Source organism: Luteimonas chenhongjianii (genome assembly GCF_002327105.1).
Lineage (GTDB): Bacteria > Pseudomonadota > Gammaproteobacteria > Xanthomonadales > Xanthomonadaceae > Luteimonas > Luteimonas chenhongjianii.
The window spans coordinates 2,578,738-2,593,657 of sequence record NZ_CP023406.1 but is presented as its reverse complement, the minus strand read 5'-3'; the positions used below and the strand labels follow the sequence as shown (position 1 = coordinate 2,593,657).

Genomic DNA, 14,920 nt, shown 5'->3' with positions numbered 1-14,920 from the left:
GCCTGAGCGATTCCGGGCGGTTGCGCCTACGGCAGGGACGCTCACGCGGAGCGCCCGCTTCTCCCACTGCATACACGGCGCATTATACCGGGCCCTCTGCGCCCCCGCGCGTGCCCGTCGGCCGGCGGAACGCGTCGTTGCCGGGGCGTGCGCATGGACCCGCCTATGATGTCGCGCTTGCGTGCGGCGCCTGCGCCGCGACCGGTCCGTGAATACGGACGTCTGCCGGGGTCCCCATGTCCGAATCCTGTTGTACCGCCGCCGCCGCCGCCGCGTCGTCCCCCGCCGCGGCATCTGCCCCCGCAAGCGCATGGCGGGTGGCCGCGTGAGGCAGCCCCGGATGCCGTCGATCCGCACACTGGCTCTGCTGCTGGCAGGTCTGGCGATGTTCGGACCGTTCTCGATCGACACGATCTTTCCGGCGTTCCCGGCCATGGGCCGCGATCTCGACGCGGATCCTGCAGCCATGCAGCAGACGATCGCCGTCTACCTGATCGCCTATGCGCTGATGAGCATCGTCCATGGGCCGCTGTCGGATGCCATCGGCCGGCGCGCGGTGATTCTCGGCGGCCTGGTGGTGTTCGTGCTCGCCTCGGTGGGCTGCGCGCTGTCGACCGACCTGGTCACGTTGCTGGCATTCCGCGCGCTGCAGGGGCTATCGGCGGGTGTCGGTCTGATCGTCGGGCGCGCGGTGATCCGCGATGTGCTGCAGGGCGACGATGCGCAGCGGCTGATGAGCCAGGTCATGATGATCTTCAGCATCGCGCCCGCGATCGCGCCGATCATCGGCGGCTGGCTGCTGGGCTGGGGCCGCTGGCCGCTGATCTTCTGGTTCCTCGTGGCGTTCTCGCTGGTGCTGCTGGTCGTGGTCTGGCTCTGGTTGCCGGAAACCCACCCGCGCGAACACCGCATCTCGCTCGCGCCGCGGCGGCTGCTGCGCGACTACGTGGCGATCGTCACCAACGGCCGCTTCCAGCGCCTCGCCGCGGCCGGTGCATTCAATTTCTCGGCGCTGTTCCTGTACATCGCCTCGACACCGGTATTCGTCGTCGATGTGCTGGGGCTCAACGAACGCCAGTTCGGCTGGTTCTTCGTGCCGATGATCAGCGGCATGATGCTCGGCTCATGGGTCTCGGGACGCGCGGCCGGACGCATCACCGGCACGCGGCTGGCGAACATCGGCTTCGCCTGCAGCGGCGTCGCGGTGGCATTGAATGTCGCCTACAACCTGCTGGTCGACCAGCCCGCCGTGCCGTGGGCGGTCATGCCCGCCCTGCTCAATGCCTTCGGCATCGCGCTGACCTTCCCGATCCTGACCCTGGCGATCCTGGACATGTATCCGCGCCAGCGCGGGTCGGCCTCGTCGCTGCAGGCCTTCACCGGCCTGGTGCTCAATGCCGTGGTCGCCGGGCTGCTGTCGCCACTGGTCAGCCACCAGCCGCTGCTGCTCGCCGCGACCTCGGCCGCGTTCATGCTGGTTGGCTGGATGTTCTGGCGCTGGGAGCTTTCGCGCGGCACGCGCGCACCGGCCTGTCCGCGTGAACCGGCATCGCTCGAGCCCACCGACCAGATGTAGACAGTTCCGACCTGGGGCGCCGGTCATCCCGCGACACGTGGCCGCGGTCGGCGGGTGGTCTGATTGGTGGCGCGTCGCATTCGTACCGGGCAGGGCGGCGCGGCTGATCCGCGCGCCGAGCATGGCTGGCCCGAGTGAGCAGCGCCGACTGCAGCGGAGCAGCCGTGCAGTGGCGTGGGCATGGTGCAGCTTCGGTCGATGCCGCGCCATCGGAGGTGGCCGCGGCCTCCGCCCGGGAAGGCAAAAAAAAAGGGCCGGCTATGCGCCGGCCCCGAGTTCCTGTTCTCCGGCGTCAGCCGCGCGGCGGCGTCTCCGCAGCCGGCTGCGAGGCGGCAGGGGCTGCGGGCGACTGCGCAGCGGCAGGCGCGGTCCAGCCGCAGGTCCGGCCTTCGTTCTGCTGGGCGAGCCAGGCCTGCAGCGGCGCGAAGTATTCGAGCACGGGGGCGGCGTCCATCCGCTCCTCGCCGGTCAGTTCCTTGAGCGTCTGCTGCCACGGCTGGCTGTTGCCCTTCTGGAGCATCGCCCAGAACTTCTCGCCCGCCGCCTTGTTGCCGTAGAAGCTGCACTCGTACAGCGGCCCTGTGTGGCCGGCCGCATCGCACAGCGCCTTGTAGAACTGGAACTGCAGCACGTGCGACAGGAAGTAGCGCGTGTAGGGCGTGTTGCCCGGCACGTGGTACTTCGCGCCGGCGTCGAAGAACTCCTCGCCGCGCGGGCTCGGCGGGGCGACGCCCTGGTACTGCGCCTTGAGCGACCACCACGCGGCGTTGTAGTTGTCGGGCGTGATCGAACCGTCGAACACGCCCCAGCGCCAGCGGTCGATCATCAGCCCGAACGGCAGGAACGATACCTTGGCCAGCGCCATGCGCATCTGCGAATTGACCAGCGATTCCTGGGTCTGCTGCTGTTCGCCGACCAGACCGATCGTCTGCAGGTACTGCGGGGTCATCGCAAGCACCACGGTGTCGCCGATGGCCTCGTGGAAACCGTCGTGCGCGCCGCCCTGGAACAGCGGCGGCTGGCTGTTGTAGGCCAGGTCGTAATAGATGTGGCCCAGCTCGTGGTAGATCGTGGTGAAGTCTTCCTCGTTGGGCTTGGTGCACATCTTCGTGCGCACGTCGCCGGCCATGTTCATGTCCCAGGCGCTGGCGTGGCAGACGACATCCCGGTCGCGCGGCTTGATGAACTGGGTCTTGGTCCAGAAGCTCTCCGGCAGCTTCGGCATGCCGAGCGATACATAGAAGTCCTCGGCGCGCTGGTTCATGCGCTTTGCGTTCTCGAGCTTCGCCGCGTGGGCGACATCGGCGCGACGATCGGAGTCGATCAGCGCGTTCTCCCTGACCATCCGTTCGTTGAGCAGGGTCTGGTAGTTCTTCTCCAGCGCACCGGTCACGTCGAGGCTGCCGGCAGCCGGGTAGGGCTGGAGGATGTCCCACAGGTTGCCCCAATCCTGCTGCCACATGTTGCCCATCAGGTGCGCCGGCAGCAGGCCGCCGTCGACCGTGCCGCGGCCGGGGTAGCGCGCGTCCAGGCGCGCGCGGGTGTAGCAGTGCAGCTGCTCGTAGAGTGGTTTGACCTGGCCCCAGAGGCGATCGGTTTCCGCGGCGAGCTCGGCAGGCGGCATGTCGTATCCCGAGCGCCAGGCCTCGCCGGCATCGGCGAAACCGAGGTCGCGTGCGCCCTCGTTGACCAGTTCGACGAAGCGCGTGTAGTCGGCGCGCATCGGCTGGGCGATCGTATGCCAGCCCTGCCACGCATCGAGCTGGGCGTCGTAATCGCGGCTGCTGCGCAGTACGTCCTCGAGCTCGCCGAGCTGGCGGCAGCTGCGCGCCTCGCCCTCGTCGGTGCAGTACTGGCCCGCGCCGTAGGTGCCTTCCATCTTCGAGGCGATCTTCGTCAGCTCGGCGAGGTGTTCGGGATCGCGGGGCGGCGGCATCGCGGCGCCGAGCTTGAGCAGATTGATCGCCCGAGCGGTTTCGGGCGTCATCTGTTGACCCTCGAACCGGCGCGCCTGCTCGATCCACTCATTGAGCTGGGCCAGGTAGCGCTCGTTGTACTTGGCCGCGAGCAGCTGGCTGTCGTCGTTGATGTAGGTCGCCGACAGCCACTGCGAGGCGGTCAGCTCCGGCATCAGGGCGCGCAGTTCCTCGTTGACCCGGGCGATGAACTGGTCGGCGGTTTCGTCGCCCGGCGTCGTGGTGTCCGTGGCCGTCGTGCCGGCATCGGGGGAGGCGGTGCGGTTGCAGCCGGCGAGCGTCAGGCTCGCGGCGACCGCCAGGGCGAGCAGGGCATGGCGATGGATCATCGGACGGCTTCCGGTCGACTGGGGTACCGGGAGGCTAGTGCGGCGCCGGAGGTGCCGCAAGTGACGGAAGGCGCCACTTTACGCAGGCGACGGCTGCGCGCCACCGACCGGATGCGCGATCAGTCCGGCAACAGGCCGCGCGCCAGCAGCCAGGCACGTGCGTCTTCGGCGTCGCACTCGAACCACGCCCGCGCCGAGCCCAGGCGGAAGGTGTAGCCCCAGGCGTCCATGTCGGCCATCAGCCGCGCGCGTCCGACACCCGGCAGCGCGTCGGCGAGCACGATCTGCAGATAGCAGGTCGCATCTTCCTCCTCGACCGAATCGGTCGCGTCGGTATGCACCGCTGCGCGACGCTCGGCCGGCAACACGATCAGATGGCCCGCTTCGTGCAACAGCGAATGCACGGGCGTGTCGCCTCGGGCATGGACCTCGTGGCCGATGATCCCGGCCTCCGGCGCGCCCCAGTAGCTGCCGGGAATCGGAGCGCCGTCGGGCACGCGCCGCAGCGCAAGTCCGTAGCGCGCGAGCAGGCCCGTGGGCGCGTCGAAGCCGATGTCGGCCAGGCGCAGCACGGCTGCGCCCATATCCGCGCCGTCGATGCCGTGAGCCGGATCCACGGTCCCGCTCAAGCGGGCGCCGTACGCTCTTCGGGCAGCGCGACCGAGATGTCGAGCACGTCGTGGTCGCCGTCCTTGACCAGATCCACCTTGACCGCGTCGACGTCGATACTGACGTACTTGCGGATCACCTCGAGCAGCTCGCGCTGCAGCAGCGGCAGATAGTCCGGCGCGCCGCGGCTGGTCCGCTCCTGCGCGACGATGATGCGCAAGCGGTCCTTGGCGATCGACGCGGTGTTCTTCTTCGGCCTGAGGAAATCGAACATACCCATGATCAGCCTCCAAACAGCTTGCTGAAGAAGCCCTTTTTCTCGGTGGTGGTGAAGCGCATCGGGCGCTCCTGGCCGAGCAGGCGCGCGACCGCGTCGTCGTAGGCCTGGCCTGCCGCGGATTCGCTCGCCAGGATCACCGGCTCGCCCTTGTTGGACGCATTGAGCACGTCGCCGGACTCGGGAATCACGCCGATCGTCTTCAGGCCCAGCACTTCCTCCACGTCGGTGATCGACAGCATTTCGCCGGTCTCCACGCGCGCCGGGCTGTAACGGGTCAGCAGCAGGTGTTCCTCCACGCGCTCGCCGTTCTCGGCGCGGCGGGTCTTGGACTGCAGCAGGCCGATGACGCGGTCGGAGTCGCGCACCGAGGACACTTCCGGATTGACCACGACGATGGCGCGGTCGGCAAAGTACATCGCCAGGAACGCGCCCTTTTCGATGCCGGCCGGCGAGTCGCAGATGATGAAATCGAAGCCTTCATCGGCGAGTTCCTTGAGCACGCGTTCGACGCCCTCCTTGGTCAGCGCGTCCTTGTCGCGGGTCTGCGACGCTGCCAGCACGTAGAGATTGTCGAAGCGCTTGTCCTTGATCAGCGCCTGCTTGAGCGATGCCTCGCCCTGCACGACGTTGACCAGGTCGTACACCACCCGGCGCTCGCAGCCCATGATCAGGTCGAGATTGCGAAGGCCCACGTCGAAGTCGACGACCGCCGTGCGCTTGCCCTGGCGGGCAAAGCCGATGGCGATGCTCGCGCTGCTGGTGGTCTTGCCGACGCCGCCCTTGCCCGAGGTGACCACGATGATTTCAGCCAAAACACATCTCCAGGTATGTCGCCGTCATTCGAGTGCGGCGATCTTCAATTCGTCATGCTCCAGCCAGACCTGGACGGCCTTGCCATGGAGTTCGCGGGGAATATCTTCCAGCACCTTGTAGTGTCCTGCCACAGCGACCAGCTCGGCATGGAAGCTGCGGCAGAAGATACGCGCCATCGCATTCCCCTGTGCACCCGCCAGGGCGCGGCCGCGCAAGGGGCCGTAGATGTGGATCGAGCCATCGGCGATGACTTCGGCGCCGGCGCCGACCGAGGACAGCACGGTGAGGTCGCGGTTCTGCGCATAGAGCTGCTGGCCCGAACGTACTGCCGAGGCCTGGATCAGGCCGGGCTCGGCCGAGGCTGCGGGTGACGGCGCAGGCCGGACGGGCGCCGGGGCGGATTCCGCGGCCGGCACGGCGCGCGGGGCGGGCTGCGCCGCTCCTTCGGCGCTTTCGTACTGGGCGCGGAACTTCGACAGCACCGGCAGGTCGAGTGCTTCGGCGAGCGCGGCGTTGGCCGGGCTGCCCCAGGCCAGTGCGACCGGCAGCGCGCCTGCGCCGCGCAGCGCATCGATCAGCGCCCGCGCGGTGCGCGTGTCGGGCAGCTCGGCGAGGCCGCCGAAGTCCAGGATCACCGCGGCGCGGTCGAACAGCTTGGGCGCACGTGACACCCGGCTTTGCATCTCTTCGGCAAGGCGCGCGACGTCGAGCGTGCGCACGCGCAGGTTGGCGATGCCGACCTGGCCGATTTTCAGTTCGCCGGCCGGTTCGAAATCGACGGGCGGGGTGGGGCGGGACGCCATCAGGCTTCAGACTCCTCGGATTTGCGGACTGGCACGCGGGGTTTGCCCAGCCAGGGTTCGTCGGGCAGCTTGCCGCCATAGGTCTCGCGTACCCAGGCGTAGCTGCACAGGTCCTTGACCAGCATCGAGGCGCGGATCTCGGTGCCCGGCATCACGTGCTGGCCGACCTCGCGGAAGCCGAAGCTGCCGTGGAACAGCCGCACCGGATCGTTGTCGTGCTCGAGGAACACTTCGCAGGTCAGCAGTGGATAGCGGACTTCCGCGTAGCTCTGGACGTCGGCGTAGAACGCGCGACCGACACCGCCGCCGCGACGGCGGCTGGCGACGACGACGCGGTCGATGTAGAAGAAATCGGGGTGGTGCGATTCAAACCAGCGGAAGTTGCTGCTGTCGTGGTCGCTGCCGGCGCCGAACCCGATCAGGAACCCGACCATCGCGTCGTCGCGTTCGGCGACACGGAAGTACTCCGCAGTGTCGTGCAGGTGGCGGAGGCGCGGCCGGTCCAGAGGCAGGATCGAGGGGCCGGCGGCATTGTTGAGTTCGAGGATGGAATCCAGCTCGTGCTCGCGCACGTCGCGGACGACGATCGACATTCCAGACTCCAGGGACAACCGGGGGCGCGCGAGACGACCGGTCGCGGCGCTCCTGCCGCTGCGCGTCGCACAGGGCAGGATTATTGCATGTCAGGGTCCGCCGGGCGACCGGGGCGCGCCCCGCCGGCATGACTTCAGGCCCGTCCGGGGATGCCGCCATGCGCCTAACATGCCGGCATGCTCCGTCATCTGAACCATAACCGCCTCCTTCGGATCGCCGGCCTGTTCACCTGGGCGGTGATTGGCGTGCCGCTGCTGATGCTGTCGCTGGCGCCGGCCGAGCGCCTGGGTGAGGGCGGGGCGCTGATTGCCATCGAGAGCTGGCCCACATGGGGGGCCTGGGCCGTGTTCGGCATGAGCTACGCCTGGCTCACGCGCGGCCTCGGCGAGCGCCGGATCCGCGCCTTCGACCACCTGCTGGTCCTGCTGCTGGCCGGCAGCGCGATCGGGATCAGCTACTACAGCCAGAGCGGGCTGGGCAGCATCCTGCTGATGGTCGTGGCCTGCGTGCTGCCATGGCTGCTGCCGCTTTGGGTGGGCGTGGCGCTGCTGGTGGCCTGCGAATTCGTGATCGTGCCGGTCTATGTGCGGGGTTTCGATTTCACCTGGGTCGAGGCCGTGCTGCAGGCGGCGCTGTATGTCGGCTTCACCGGCTTCGCCTTCGTCACCGGCTTCGTCGCGCGCCAGCAGGCCCAGGCGCGCGAGGAGCAGCGCCGCCTCAATGCCGAGCTGCGGGCGACGCGGGCGCTGCTGGCCGAGAGCGTCCGGGTCAACGAGCGCACCCGGATCTCGCGCGAGCTGCATGACCTGCTGGGCCATCACCTGACCGCGCTCAGTCTCAATCTCGAGATCGCCAGCCACCTGGCCAGCGGTCAGGCACAGGAGCATGTGAACCAGGCGCAGACGCTGGCCAAACTGCTGCTCAGCGACGTGCGCGAGGCGGTGAGCCAGCTGCGCGACGATGATGCGATCGACATGCGCGCGACCCTGCTGCCGCTGGCCGAGCATGTGCCCAGCCTGCAGGTGGACATGCAGCTGCCGGTGCAGTTCGTCGTCGACGATCCCGAGCGCGCCCACGTGCTGCTGCGCTGTACCCAGGAGATCATTACAAACGCCGTGCGCCATTCCGGCGCGAGCCTGCTGCGGCTGCGCTACAGCCAGGACGCCGATGCGGTCCGGCTCGACGCGCGCGACGACGGGCGCGGCGCCGAGGTCACGCGCGCCGGCAACGGTCTGACCGGCATGCGCGAGCGGCTGGCGGCCTATGGCGGCAGCCTGCAGGTCGAAACCGCGCCGGATCGGGGCTTCGTCCTGCGTCTGGAATTGCCGCTGGCGGATGCGACCGGGCTGCGCGATGCTGCGCGCCGGGGCAGGGGGCGTCCGGCATGAATCCGTACAAAGGGGAAACACCATGATTCGAGTCTGTCTGGTCGACGACCAGACCCTGGTCCGCCAGGGCATCCGTTCCCTGCTCGCGCTCGACGGGGGGATCGAAGTGGTCGCAGAGGCGTCCGATGGCAAGCAGGCCGTGGAGACCATTCCGCAGGCCAGGCCGGACGTGGTGCTGATGGATATGCGCATGCCGGTGATGTCCGGCCTGGAAGCGATCCAGTCGCTGTCCCGGGCCGGCACGTTGCCACCGACCATCATCCTGACCACCTTCGACGACGATCAGCTGGTGCTCGCAGGCCTGAAGGCCGGTGCCAAGGGCTTCCTGCTCAAGGATGTCTCGCTGGACCAGCTGGTGGGCGCGATCCGCACCGTCGCCGGTGGCGGATCGCTCGTGCAGCCGGCGGTGACCCAGCGCCTGCTCACCGGACTTGAGCAGATGCGGAACGAATTCGTCAGTCTCGATCGCCCGGATCCGTTGACCGATCGGGAGACCGAGATCCTGCGCCTGATGGCAGGCGGGTTTTCGAACAAGGAGATCGCCAACTCCCTGGGCGTCGCCGAAGGCACGATCAAGAATCACGTCTCGAACATTCTCTCCAAGCTCGGCGTGCGCGACCGGACCCGGGCTGTCCTGAAGGCCTTCGAGCTGCAGCTGGTCTGACCGGGCTGGGGGACGGCGGGGCCGCGCAGAGCCGGCGGTAGCTGCCGGCAGGCGGCCCTTCGTCTGCAGGGCCGCGACACTTCGCCCGCGTCTGGCGCGCCGCGACGAGGGCCTGCCTCCCGAAGCCCCGTGCCGCGTTGGCCAGCGGGCTACCGTCGACAAAAGCCGAAGAAAGCCTTTGCACTCCAGTCCGTTTGAATTACCGTTCCGCGGGTTCTGCTGCCACGGCAGGTCTGTCGCGGCAGTCGCGGACAGATCGGAGCCGCGCAAGCCGATGTCCCGCCATTGCCTGGGGGACGCTCCAGCCGGTCTCAGCCGCCGCCTGGGCGCCTCCTTCCGGACCGTGTCCGGCGGATCGCCGGGGAGGTGCGCTGAGTCGCTGGGACCCACGTGTTCCAGTGGGTCGCCCTTCCACTCGACACCATTGCAAAATCCATCGATAGACTCGCTCGCCCCCACGCAACTTGATACGATTGCCGGTCTGTGCCGCCTCAGGCCGGATCTGGTCCTGGAGAACTCTGAATGACCCGTCTGCTCGAACTGCTGATCTCTTGCGTCATCGTCGCCGTGCTGTTTCTTGTGGTGGCCGTTCTGCTTCCCTCCAGCCGCACGTTGACCGAGTCGGCGGAAACCAACCGTCGCCAGACGATCGTGTTCGATACGCTCAACAGCCTCCAGCGTTTCAAGGACTGGTCGCCCGTCACCGCCTACGACCCGGGCGCGGAGCTCAAGCTTTCCGGTCCCGTTTCCGGTGTCGGCGCACGCATCGACTACAGCTCCAGTCTCAAGCGCGTCGGCGACGGCAGCTGGGAAATCACCGAGTCCGTGCCGCAGAGCCGGGTGGTCTACGCGCTGGAAACCCCGAACCGGGGCAACGACAAGACCATGATCTTCCAGCTGCGTCCGACGGGCCGCAACAACCGCAACATCGAGATCACCCAGACCTACAACGTCGATTACGGCTGGGACCTCCTCGGCCGGTTCGCGGGCCTGTACGTCAGCCGCAACGTCGGTGACGGCATGAAGCTGGGCCTGGATCGGCTGACGAACATGCTCGCCGCGGTGCCGAACGTCGACTACCGCGCCGAGGGCAGCACGCTGGCCAACCTGGCGGCGGCTGATCGCCCGGCCGAGAACCTGCTGCTGGTCAGCGCCGGTGCGGTGGAACGCAACAACCAGGTCATCCAGGACTCGATGAAGCAGAACCTGGAGTGGATCAACCGCACCATGGCAGCGAACGGCCTCGAGTCCGCCGGTCCGCTGCGCGTGATCACCACCGAGCTGGGCCGCGAGACCTACACCTTCGACATCGCAATGCCGGTCCGCAAGAAGGGCGCCGGTTCGGCTGCGCCTGCCGCTGCGGAAGGCGAGAACGGGGCGGACGGCGAGAATGCGACGGCTGCCGCGCCGGTGGCAGCGCCGACCACGGATGCCGTGGAGCTGACCGGTCTGGAGCTGCTCGGTCCGGTGAAGGCGGTCTACCTGCCGCGCGCCCGTGTCGCTCGTGCCGACTACAAGGGCTTCATGGCCGAGCTCGACAATGTCCGCAACGCGGTCCGCGCCTGGGCGCTGACGCAGGGCCTGGAAGTCACCGATCGTCCGTACGAGAACTACCGCAACGGCATCGATGCGGCGTTCACCGAGAACGGCGAGTTCGAGGTCTTCTGGACGCTGCGTGATCCGCAGGCGGCCGCCGCTGCCAACGCGACGCCTGCTGCAGCGCCTGCTGCGGACGCGACGCCGGAAGCCGCCCCGGCCGAATAAGCAGTGGCGCTTCCCTAAGTGTCATCGCGCACGCCGCGTCCCCCGGGACGCGGCGTGTTTCGTTTCAGGCCCCTCTTTTGCAGCCGGCTCCGGGGAGCTCGCAGTAGCCGCCGGCCTTGGAGGAGTGGCATGGGATTCGGATTCACGCGCGCGGCCCGTCACGTTGCAGGACTGGTCGCCGCCGGCGCGCTGCTGGCGGGGCTTTCGGTGGGCCTGGCGGCCTACGCCTCACATGCGACCAGTGGCGACGCGCAGGCCGCGCTGCAGACCGCGGCCGTATTCGCATTCGGGCACGGCATCGTGCTCGTCGTACTGGGCCGGGCGGTGCGTGGCGCGCTCGAGATGACCTCGCTGCTCATGCTGCTACTGGGCACGCTGTTGTTCGCAGGGGCGCTGGTGTCGCGGTACCTGTTCGCCGGGCCGGCGTTCTACGCGCCCTGGGGCGGCATGTTGACGATGCTGGGATGGGCGCTGCAGGCAGTGGCTGCGCTGCGTCGCTGACCGCAGTCCAGGACGGCGCGGGCGGGGAAGGTCGCAGCCGCCTCGGCTGCTCAGCCAGCGGCGGCGTGATGCCGCCAGTGCCAGGGCTCGTAGACGATGCCGTGCGGGTTGTCGCGCGGATAGCTCATCGTGAAACCATGACTGGCCGCATGTCGCTGCAACCACGCGAACGCGGGGGTGGCCTCGAAGGAGGCTTCGGCGGCCGGCTCGCCTGGCGCGCTGATGTCGAGCGCGCTTCCGGTGTGGTGCTCGCTGTAGCCCGGCGCGGCGTTGACCGCCACGATCTCCTCCAGCTCGAGGCCGCGCGCGAGCTTGCGCTCGAAGATGGCGAACTGGTAGTCGTGGCTGCGATAGCCGGAAACCGCGTCGAGCACGATGTCATCCGCCAGCGCCGCGCGTCGCATTGCATGCCATGCGCGGGTCGTCCGGTTATCCAGCCACAGGGGGCGGCGGTAACGGTCGAATCCCGCGAACGCCAGCCACGCAGGCTCGGCAAGCAGGGCCAGGCCGGTACGCGATGCGTAGGCGTCGGCCTCGAGGCCGAGGACGTGCAGCCGTGTTTCGACTCCGGTCAAAGGCAGGCTGGGCACCACTGCCGATGCAAGCGCATGCAGGCCGGCGTCGAGCAGATCCAGGACCGCGTCGATATCGACGCCGCGCTGCCAGCCCGGCAGCAGGCCTGCGAGGCCAGTGCCGACCACGGCCGCCAGGTAGCGCCCGTCGCGCTTGCGCCGCAGTACGTGCGAGGCCTGTGACAGCAGCCGGGCATCACGGTTGCCGCGCGCGCGTAGCAGATCCGCCGGCCAGAGCTCGATATCGGGCGTGTTGAACAGGATGCGGGGCGGGGGAGTCTGCATGCCGGCAGCTTAGCGGGCGCCCGCCCGGTCGTCAGGGCGCCGTGGCGGCGGGCACGACCTGCAGGCCGGCGCCACGGCGTTTGGCTCGATCGCCACGCTCGCATCAAGCCTGGCCCGCGTACGTCGTTCGCGTGACCACCACGGTCATGCCGCTGGGCTTCCGGGTGAGCCGCGGCGCATCGCGCGAGGTGAATGGGGCGGCTGGTTCGATCTGTGTCTGGAACGGTGTGGAGGGAATCGGCATCGAACGCAGCTGCCATCTGCGGGGCGAACGTGGCAATGGCCGCGGCGGGAGTTCGATGGGTCCAGTTGCTCGAGCAGACGCTTCACCTTGGCTTGAGCATCCGCCGCCGGCATCGCGCGTCCCCCCGCCGATCGTCGTGACGAGCAGGGTGGCGGGCACGGTGGCGTGGCTGCGCATGGTCGGCTCGCTTGGACGGCGCGGGGGCGTGACCTACAGCACGCCTTGCGGCAGCAGCAGGGGCACCAGCGCATGCAGGACGATATCGGCTGCGAAATGCGCCAGCACCGCCATCTCGAAACCACGTCGCCAGTACAGCCATCCGAATACGACACCGCCCAGGCCATTGAGCAGCAACGTGCGCAGCACCACGCCCGCGTCGAGACCCCAGATGGTCGCGGCGGCCGGCAGGTGGCCGACGCCGAACAGCAGCGCAGCGATGAGGATTGCGAGCCAGGCGATGCGCGGCGACAGGCTGCCATCGGAACCACCGCGCCGCCGCACCAGCCGCGCCAGGCGCGTGGCGGCCCACGCGATCAGCGTCATCAGGAACAGCCGCAACTGCAGTTCCTCGACCACGCCGCCGTAGAAGGACGCAAGGGCGCCATAGAGCGCGCTGCGCCCGCCGACGATGTCGGTCATTTCCACCTGGGTGGGCGGCAGCAGCAGGGGGTCGAGCGCGCGGGACAGGACAAGGATCACGACCGCTACGGCGATGCCCAGGCCGACCGCCGTTGCGGGCCCGCGGTCCCGCAGACGGGCATCGCCATGGCGGTTGACCCAGCGCTGCAACAAGGGAGCGCCGAGGCCGACGTGGTGGCCCATGCGCAGGCCCGCCCAGCCGAGCAGGGCGCAGACGATGAACATCGTCATCGCCTGGATCGCGATCAGTGCGGGCAGCGGCACCTGGGCGCTTTGGGCCGTGCGCGCGGGGTCGAGTTGCAGCAGGTACGGAATGACGGCAACCGTGGCCGCAGCGGCCACCGCCGCCAGCACCACCGCCAGACGCAGGTCCTGCCGCGGCCGCGGCATCGGCATCTGCGCGGTCACAGCCGGCGCTTCAGGAACAGCAGGGTCGGGCCGACCGCCGTGGCGTGGACCGCGTTGACCAGTTCCCAGCCCTGCAACCCGAGGGCCTGCAGGCGCTCCTCGATATCGACAGGTTTGATGCTGCCGAGGAAGGTCGGTTTGATCTCCTCCACCTTGTATTGCCAACGCTCACTCATCGTTCGTGTCCTCGAGGGGATCGGGGTGTTCGGGTGGGGCGATGCGTCCCGCGCGGCGCAATGCATCGCGCAGCAGGTATTCGATCTGTGCATTCGCACTGCGCAGCTCGTCGTCGGCCCAGCGCTGCACCGCCGCGAGGATCTCGGCATTGATGCGCAGCGGATAGGCCTTCTTCTCGCTCATCCGCCGCCCCGGCGTGCGCGCCGCTTGGCGCTGGCGACGGTATAGATGCAGGCGGCGGCGAGTCCGTTGACGACGAGGAACATCACCACGATCAGGCCGAGCAGACGGCGCTCCTGCTCGCCCCACAGCACCAGACCCGCTGCGGTGGCGAGCATCGCCAGGCCGATCATCCGCAGCAGGCGCGCGAGCTTGTTGTCGAGCACGGCCTTGTCGCGGACGCTCATGCCCGTACTGCCGTTCGACAGCGGCAGGCGGCCCTCGGCGAGCCAGCGCGCCGACAGGAACGCCGGCACTGCCATCAGTGCGAACAGCAGCGCTGCGAGATGATGCGTCGCCATCAGTACAGCGAGCCGGTGTTGACGATGGGCTGGGTGCCGCGATCGCCGCACAGCACGACGAGCAGGTTGCTGACCATGGCCGCCTTGCGCTCTTCGTCGAGCTGGACCACGCCGCTCTTCTGCAGTTCCGCCAGCGCCAGTTCCACCATGCCCACCGCGCCGGCCACGATCCGGGTGCGCGCTGCGATGACCGCACTGGCCTGCTGGCGCTGCAGCATCGCCTGGGCGATCTCCGGCGCGTAGGCGAGATGGCTGATGCGCGCCTCCAGCACGTCGACACCGGCCGCGGTCAGGCGTTCGTCGAGCTGCTCCTTGAGCCGCTCGGAAATCTCCGTCGGATGGCTGCGCAATGAGATCTGGCCGTCGTCGTGCTGGTCGTAGGGATAACTGGTCGCCATTGCGCGCAAGGCGGCTTCCGACTGGATCTGGACGAAGCTCGCATAGTCGTCGACGTTGAACACGGCTTCCGCCGAGTCCACGACCCGCCACACGATGACCGCGGCGATCTCGATCGGACTGCCTTCGAGTTCGTTGACCTTGAGCCGCCCACTCTCGAAGTTGCGCACCCGCAGGCTGACCTTCTTCTTGGTCAGGAAGGGATTGTTCCAGCGCAGGCCGTTGGACTTGTCGGTGCCGATGTACTTGCCGAACAGACTGAGTACGGCGGCCTGGTTGGGTTCCACCATGTAAAGGCCCGTCGAAAGAAACGCGGTGAGCAGGGCCACGCCGATCGACGCCATCGGCTGCATGGAACCGCTGCCCTTTGTGGCGAGAAAC

At 68.4% G+C, this 14,920-nt stretch carries 17 protein-coding genes; 5 read left to right on the top strand and 12 right to left on the bottom strand.

The window, feature by feature from the left end; translation table 11 throughout:
• Window positions 1-340: 340 nt before the first annotated feature.
• Window positions 341-1,576 (top strand): multidrug effflux MFS transporter, encoded by a 1,236-nt coding sequence (locus CNR27_RS11830; protein ID WP_096299032.1) that lies wholly within the window; start codon window positions 341-343, stop codon window positions 1,574-1,576.
• 292 nt (window positions 1,577-1,868) lie between these two features.
• Here the strand turns inward: CNR27_RS11830 and CNR27_RS11825 are convergent, their stop codons facing one another.
• From CNR27_RS11825 to CNR27_RS11800, 6 genes are all read right to left on the bottom strand, one after another.
• Window positions 1,869-3,881 (bottom strand): M2 family metallopeptidase, encoded by a 2,013-nt coding sequence (locus CNR27_RS11825; RefSeq protein ID WP_096299031.1) that lies wholly within the window; start codon window positions 3,879-3,881, stop codon window positions 1,869-1,871.
• Window positions 3,882-4,000: 119 nt separating this feature from the next.
• Window positions 4,001-4,465, bottom strand: coding sequence for a hypothetical protein (locus CNR27_RS11820; RefSeq protein WP_096299030.1), 465 nt, complete (start codon window positions 4,463-4,465; stop codon window positions 4,001-4,003).
• 41 nt (window positions 4,466-4,506) lie between these two features.
• The gene (gene minE / locus CNR27_RS11815; protein WP_096299029.1) at window positions 4,507-4,770 is read right to left on the bottom strand and encodes a cell division topological specificity factor MinE; all 264 of its coding nucleotides are present in this window, start codon (window positions 4,768-4,770) and stop codon (window positions 4,507-4,509) included.
• Window positions 4,771-4,772: 2 nt separating this feature from the next.
• On the bottom strand, window positions 4,773-5,582 hold the full coding sequence (gene minD, locus CNR27_RS11810) for a septum site-determining protein MinD (protein WP_096299028.1): 810 nt from the start codon (window positions 5,580-5,582) through the stop codon (window positions 4,773-4,775).
• A gap of 24 nt (window positions 5,583-5,606) precedes the next feature.
• Window positions 5,607-6,386, bottom strand: coding sequence for a septum site-determining protein MinC (gene minC / locus CNR27_RS11805; RefSeq protein WP_096299027.1), 780 nt, complete (start codon window positions 6,384-6,386; stop codon window positions 5,607-5,609).
• On the bottom strand, window positions 6,386-6,979 hold the full coding sequence (locus CNR27_RS11800; RefSeq protein ID WP_096299026.1) for a GNAT family N-acetyltransferase: 594 nt from the start codon (window positions 6,977-6,979) through the stop codon (window positions 6,386-6,388). Before CNR27_RS11800 ends, minC begins: the two co-directional genes overlap by 1 nt.
• Window positions 6,980-7,156: 177 nt before the next feature.
• Between CNR27_RS11800 and CNR27_RS11795 the strand changes: the two genes are divergently transcribed.
• The 4 genes from CNR27_RS11795 to CNR27_RS11780 all read left to right on the top strand — a co-directional run bounded on the left by CNR27_RS11795 (window position 7,157) and on the right by CNR27_RS11780 (window position 11,297).
• Window positions 7,157-8,368 (top strand): sensor histidine kinase, encoded by a 1,212-nt coding sequence (locus CNR27_RS11795; RefSeq protein ID WP_096299024.1) that lies wholly within the window; start codon window positions 7,157-7,159, stop codon window positions 8,366-8,368.
• Window positions 8,369-8,390: 22 nt separating this feature from the next.
• Window positions 8,391-9,032 carry a response regulator gene (locus CNR27_RS11790; protein WP_096299023.1) on the top strand — a complete coding sequence of 214 codons (642 nt, stop codon included), beginning with the start codon at window positions 8,391-8,393 and terminating at the stop codon, window positions 9,030-9,032.
• Between the two features lie 522 nt (window positions 9,033-9,554).
• Window positions 9,555-10,796 carry a polyketide cyclase gene (locus tag CNR27_RS11785; RefSeq protein WP_245815614.1) on the top strand — a complete coding sequence of 414 codons (1,242 nt, stop codon included), beginning with the start codon at window positions 9,555-9,557 and terminating at the stop codon, window positions 10,794-10,796.
• A gap of 129 nt (window positions 10,797-10,925) precedes the next feature.
• The gene (locus CNR27_RS11780; RefSeq protein WP_096299022.1) at window positions 10,926-11,297 is read left to right on the top strand and encodes a DUF423 domain-containing protein; all 372 of its coding nucleotides are present in this window, start codon (window positions 10,926-10,928) and stop codon (window positions 11,295-11,297) included.
• Window positions 11,298-11,347: 50 nt separating this feature from the next.
• On the opposite strand, the gene CNR27_RS11775 is transcribed toward CNR27_RS11780, so the two are convergent.
• From CNR27_RS11775 to CNR27_RS11750, 6 genes are all read right to left on the bottom strand, one after another.
• Complete coding sequence (locus tag CNR27_RS11775) at window positions 11,348-12,154, bottom strand: M15 family metallopeptidase (protein WP_096299012.1); 807 nt, start codon at window positions 12,152-12,154, stop codon at window positions 11,348-11,350.
• 454 nt (window positions 12,155-12,608) lie between these two features.
• Window positions 12,609-13,445 (bottom strand): CPBP family intramembrane glutamic endopeptidase, encoded by an 837-nt coding sequence (locus CNR27_RS11770; RefSeq protein ID WP_096299000.1) that lies wholly within the window; start codon window positions 13,443-13,445, stop codon window positions 12,609-12,611.
• Entirely contained in the window at window positions 13,442-13,621 is a 180-nt protein-coding gene (locus CNR27_RS11765) for a DUF4177 domain-containing protein (RefSeq protein ID WP_096298996.1), read from the bottom strand. Before CNR27_RS11765 ends, CNR27_RS11770 begins: the two co-directional genes overlap by 4 nt.
• Window positions 13,614-13,805, bottom strand: a complete 192-nt coding sequence (locus tag CNR27_RS11760) for a type II toxin-antitoxin system antitoxin (RefSeq protein ID WP_096298994.1) — start codon at window positions 13,803-13,805, stop codon at window positions 13,614-13,616. The genes CNR27_RS11765 and CNR27_RS11760 overlap by 8 nt, the downstream gene beginning before the upstream one ends.
• On the bottom strand, window positions 13,802-14,143 hold the full coding sequence (locus tag CNR27_RS11755; protein WP_096298992.1) for a hypothetical protein: 342 nt from the start codon (window positions 14,141-14,143) through the stop codon (window positions 13,802-13,804). The genes CNR27_RS11760 and CNR27_RS11755 overlap by 4 nt, the downstream gene beginning before the upstream one ends.
• A complete protein-coding gene (locus CNR27_RS11750) occupies window positions 14,143-14,892 on the bottom strand; it encodes an SPFH domain-containing protein (protein ID WP_425435520.1) in 750 nt (249 codons plus the stop codon). The genes CNR27_RS11755 and CNR27_RS11750 overlap by 1 nt, the downstream gene beginning before the upstream one ends.
• Window positions 14,893-14,920 lie beyond the last annotated feature (28 nt).

What these genes read in the sequence shown, in the direction of transcription:
- CNR27_RS11825 (WP_096299031.1), bottom strand. Translation starts at nt 3,881, where the DNA reads ATGATCCATCGCCATGCCCTGCTCGCCCTGGCGGTCGCCGCGAGCCTG.
- CNR27_RS11790 (WP_096299023.1), top strand. Translation starts at nt 8,391, where the DNA reads ATGATTCGAGTCTGTCTGGTCGACGACCAGACCCTGGTCCGCCAGGGC.
- CNR27_RS11830 (WP_096299032.1), top strand. Translation starts at nt 341, where the DNA reads ATGCCGTCGATCCGCACACTGGCTCTGCTGCTGGCAGGTCTGGCGATG.
- minC (WP_096299027.1), bottom strand. Translation starts at nt 6,386, where the DNA reads ATGGCGTCCCGCCCCACCCCGCCCGTCGATTTCGAACCGGCCGGCGAA.
- CNR27_RS11760 (WP_096298994.1), bottom strand. Translation starts at nt 13,805, where the DNA reads ATGAGCGAGAAGAAGGCCTATCCGCTGCGCATCAATGCCGAGATCCTC.
- CNR27_RS11780 (WP_096299022.1), top strand. Translation starts at nt 10,926, where the DNA reads ATGGGATTCGGATTCACGCGCGCGGCCCGTCACGTTGCAGGACTGGTC.
- CNR27_RS11785 (WP_245815614.1), top strand. Translation starts at nt 9,555, where the DNA reads ATGACCCGTCTGCTCGAACTGCTGATCTCTTGCGTCATCGTCGCCGTG.
- CNR27_RS11820 (WP_096299030.1), bottom strand. Translation starts at nt 4,465, where the DNA reads ATGGGCGCAGCCGTGCTGCGCCTGGCCGACATCGGCTTCGACGCGCCC.
- CNR27_RS11765 (WP_096298996.1), bottom strand. Translation starts at nt 13,621, where the DNA reads ATGAGTGAGCGTTGGCAATACAAGGTGGAGGAGATCAAACCGACCTTC.
- minE (WP_096299029.1), bottom strand. Translation starts at nt 4,770, where the DNA reads ATGGGTATGTTCGATTTCCTCAGGCCGAAGAAGAACACCGCGTCGATC.
- CNR27_RS11755 (WP_096298992.1), bottom strand. Translation starts at nt 14,143, where the DNA reads ATGGCGACGCATCATCTCGCAGCGCTGCTGTTCGCACTGATGGCAGTG.
- CNR27_RS11775 (WP_096299012.1), bottom strand. Translation starts at nt 12,154, where the DNA reads ATGCAGACTCCCCCGCCCCGCATCCTGTTCAACACGCCCGATATCGAG.
- CNR27_RS11750 (WP_425435520.1), bottom strand. Translation starts at nt 14,892, where the DNA reads ATGCAGCCGATGGCGTCGATCGGCGTGGCCCTGCTCACCGCGTTTCTT.
- CNR27_RS11795 (WP_096299024.1), top strand. Translation starts at nt 7,157, where the DNA reads ATGCTCCGTCATCTGAACCATAACCGCCTCCTTCGGATCGCCGGCCTG.
- CNR27_RS11800 (WP_096299026.1), bottom strand. Translation starts at nt 6,979, where the DNA reads ATGTCGATCGTCGTCCGCGACGTGCGCGAGCACGAGCTGGATTCCATC.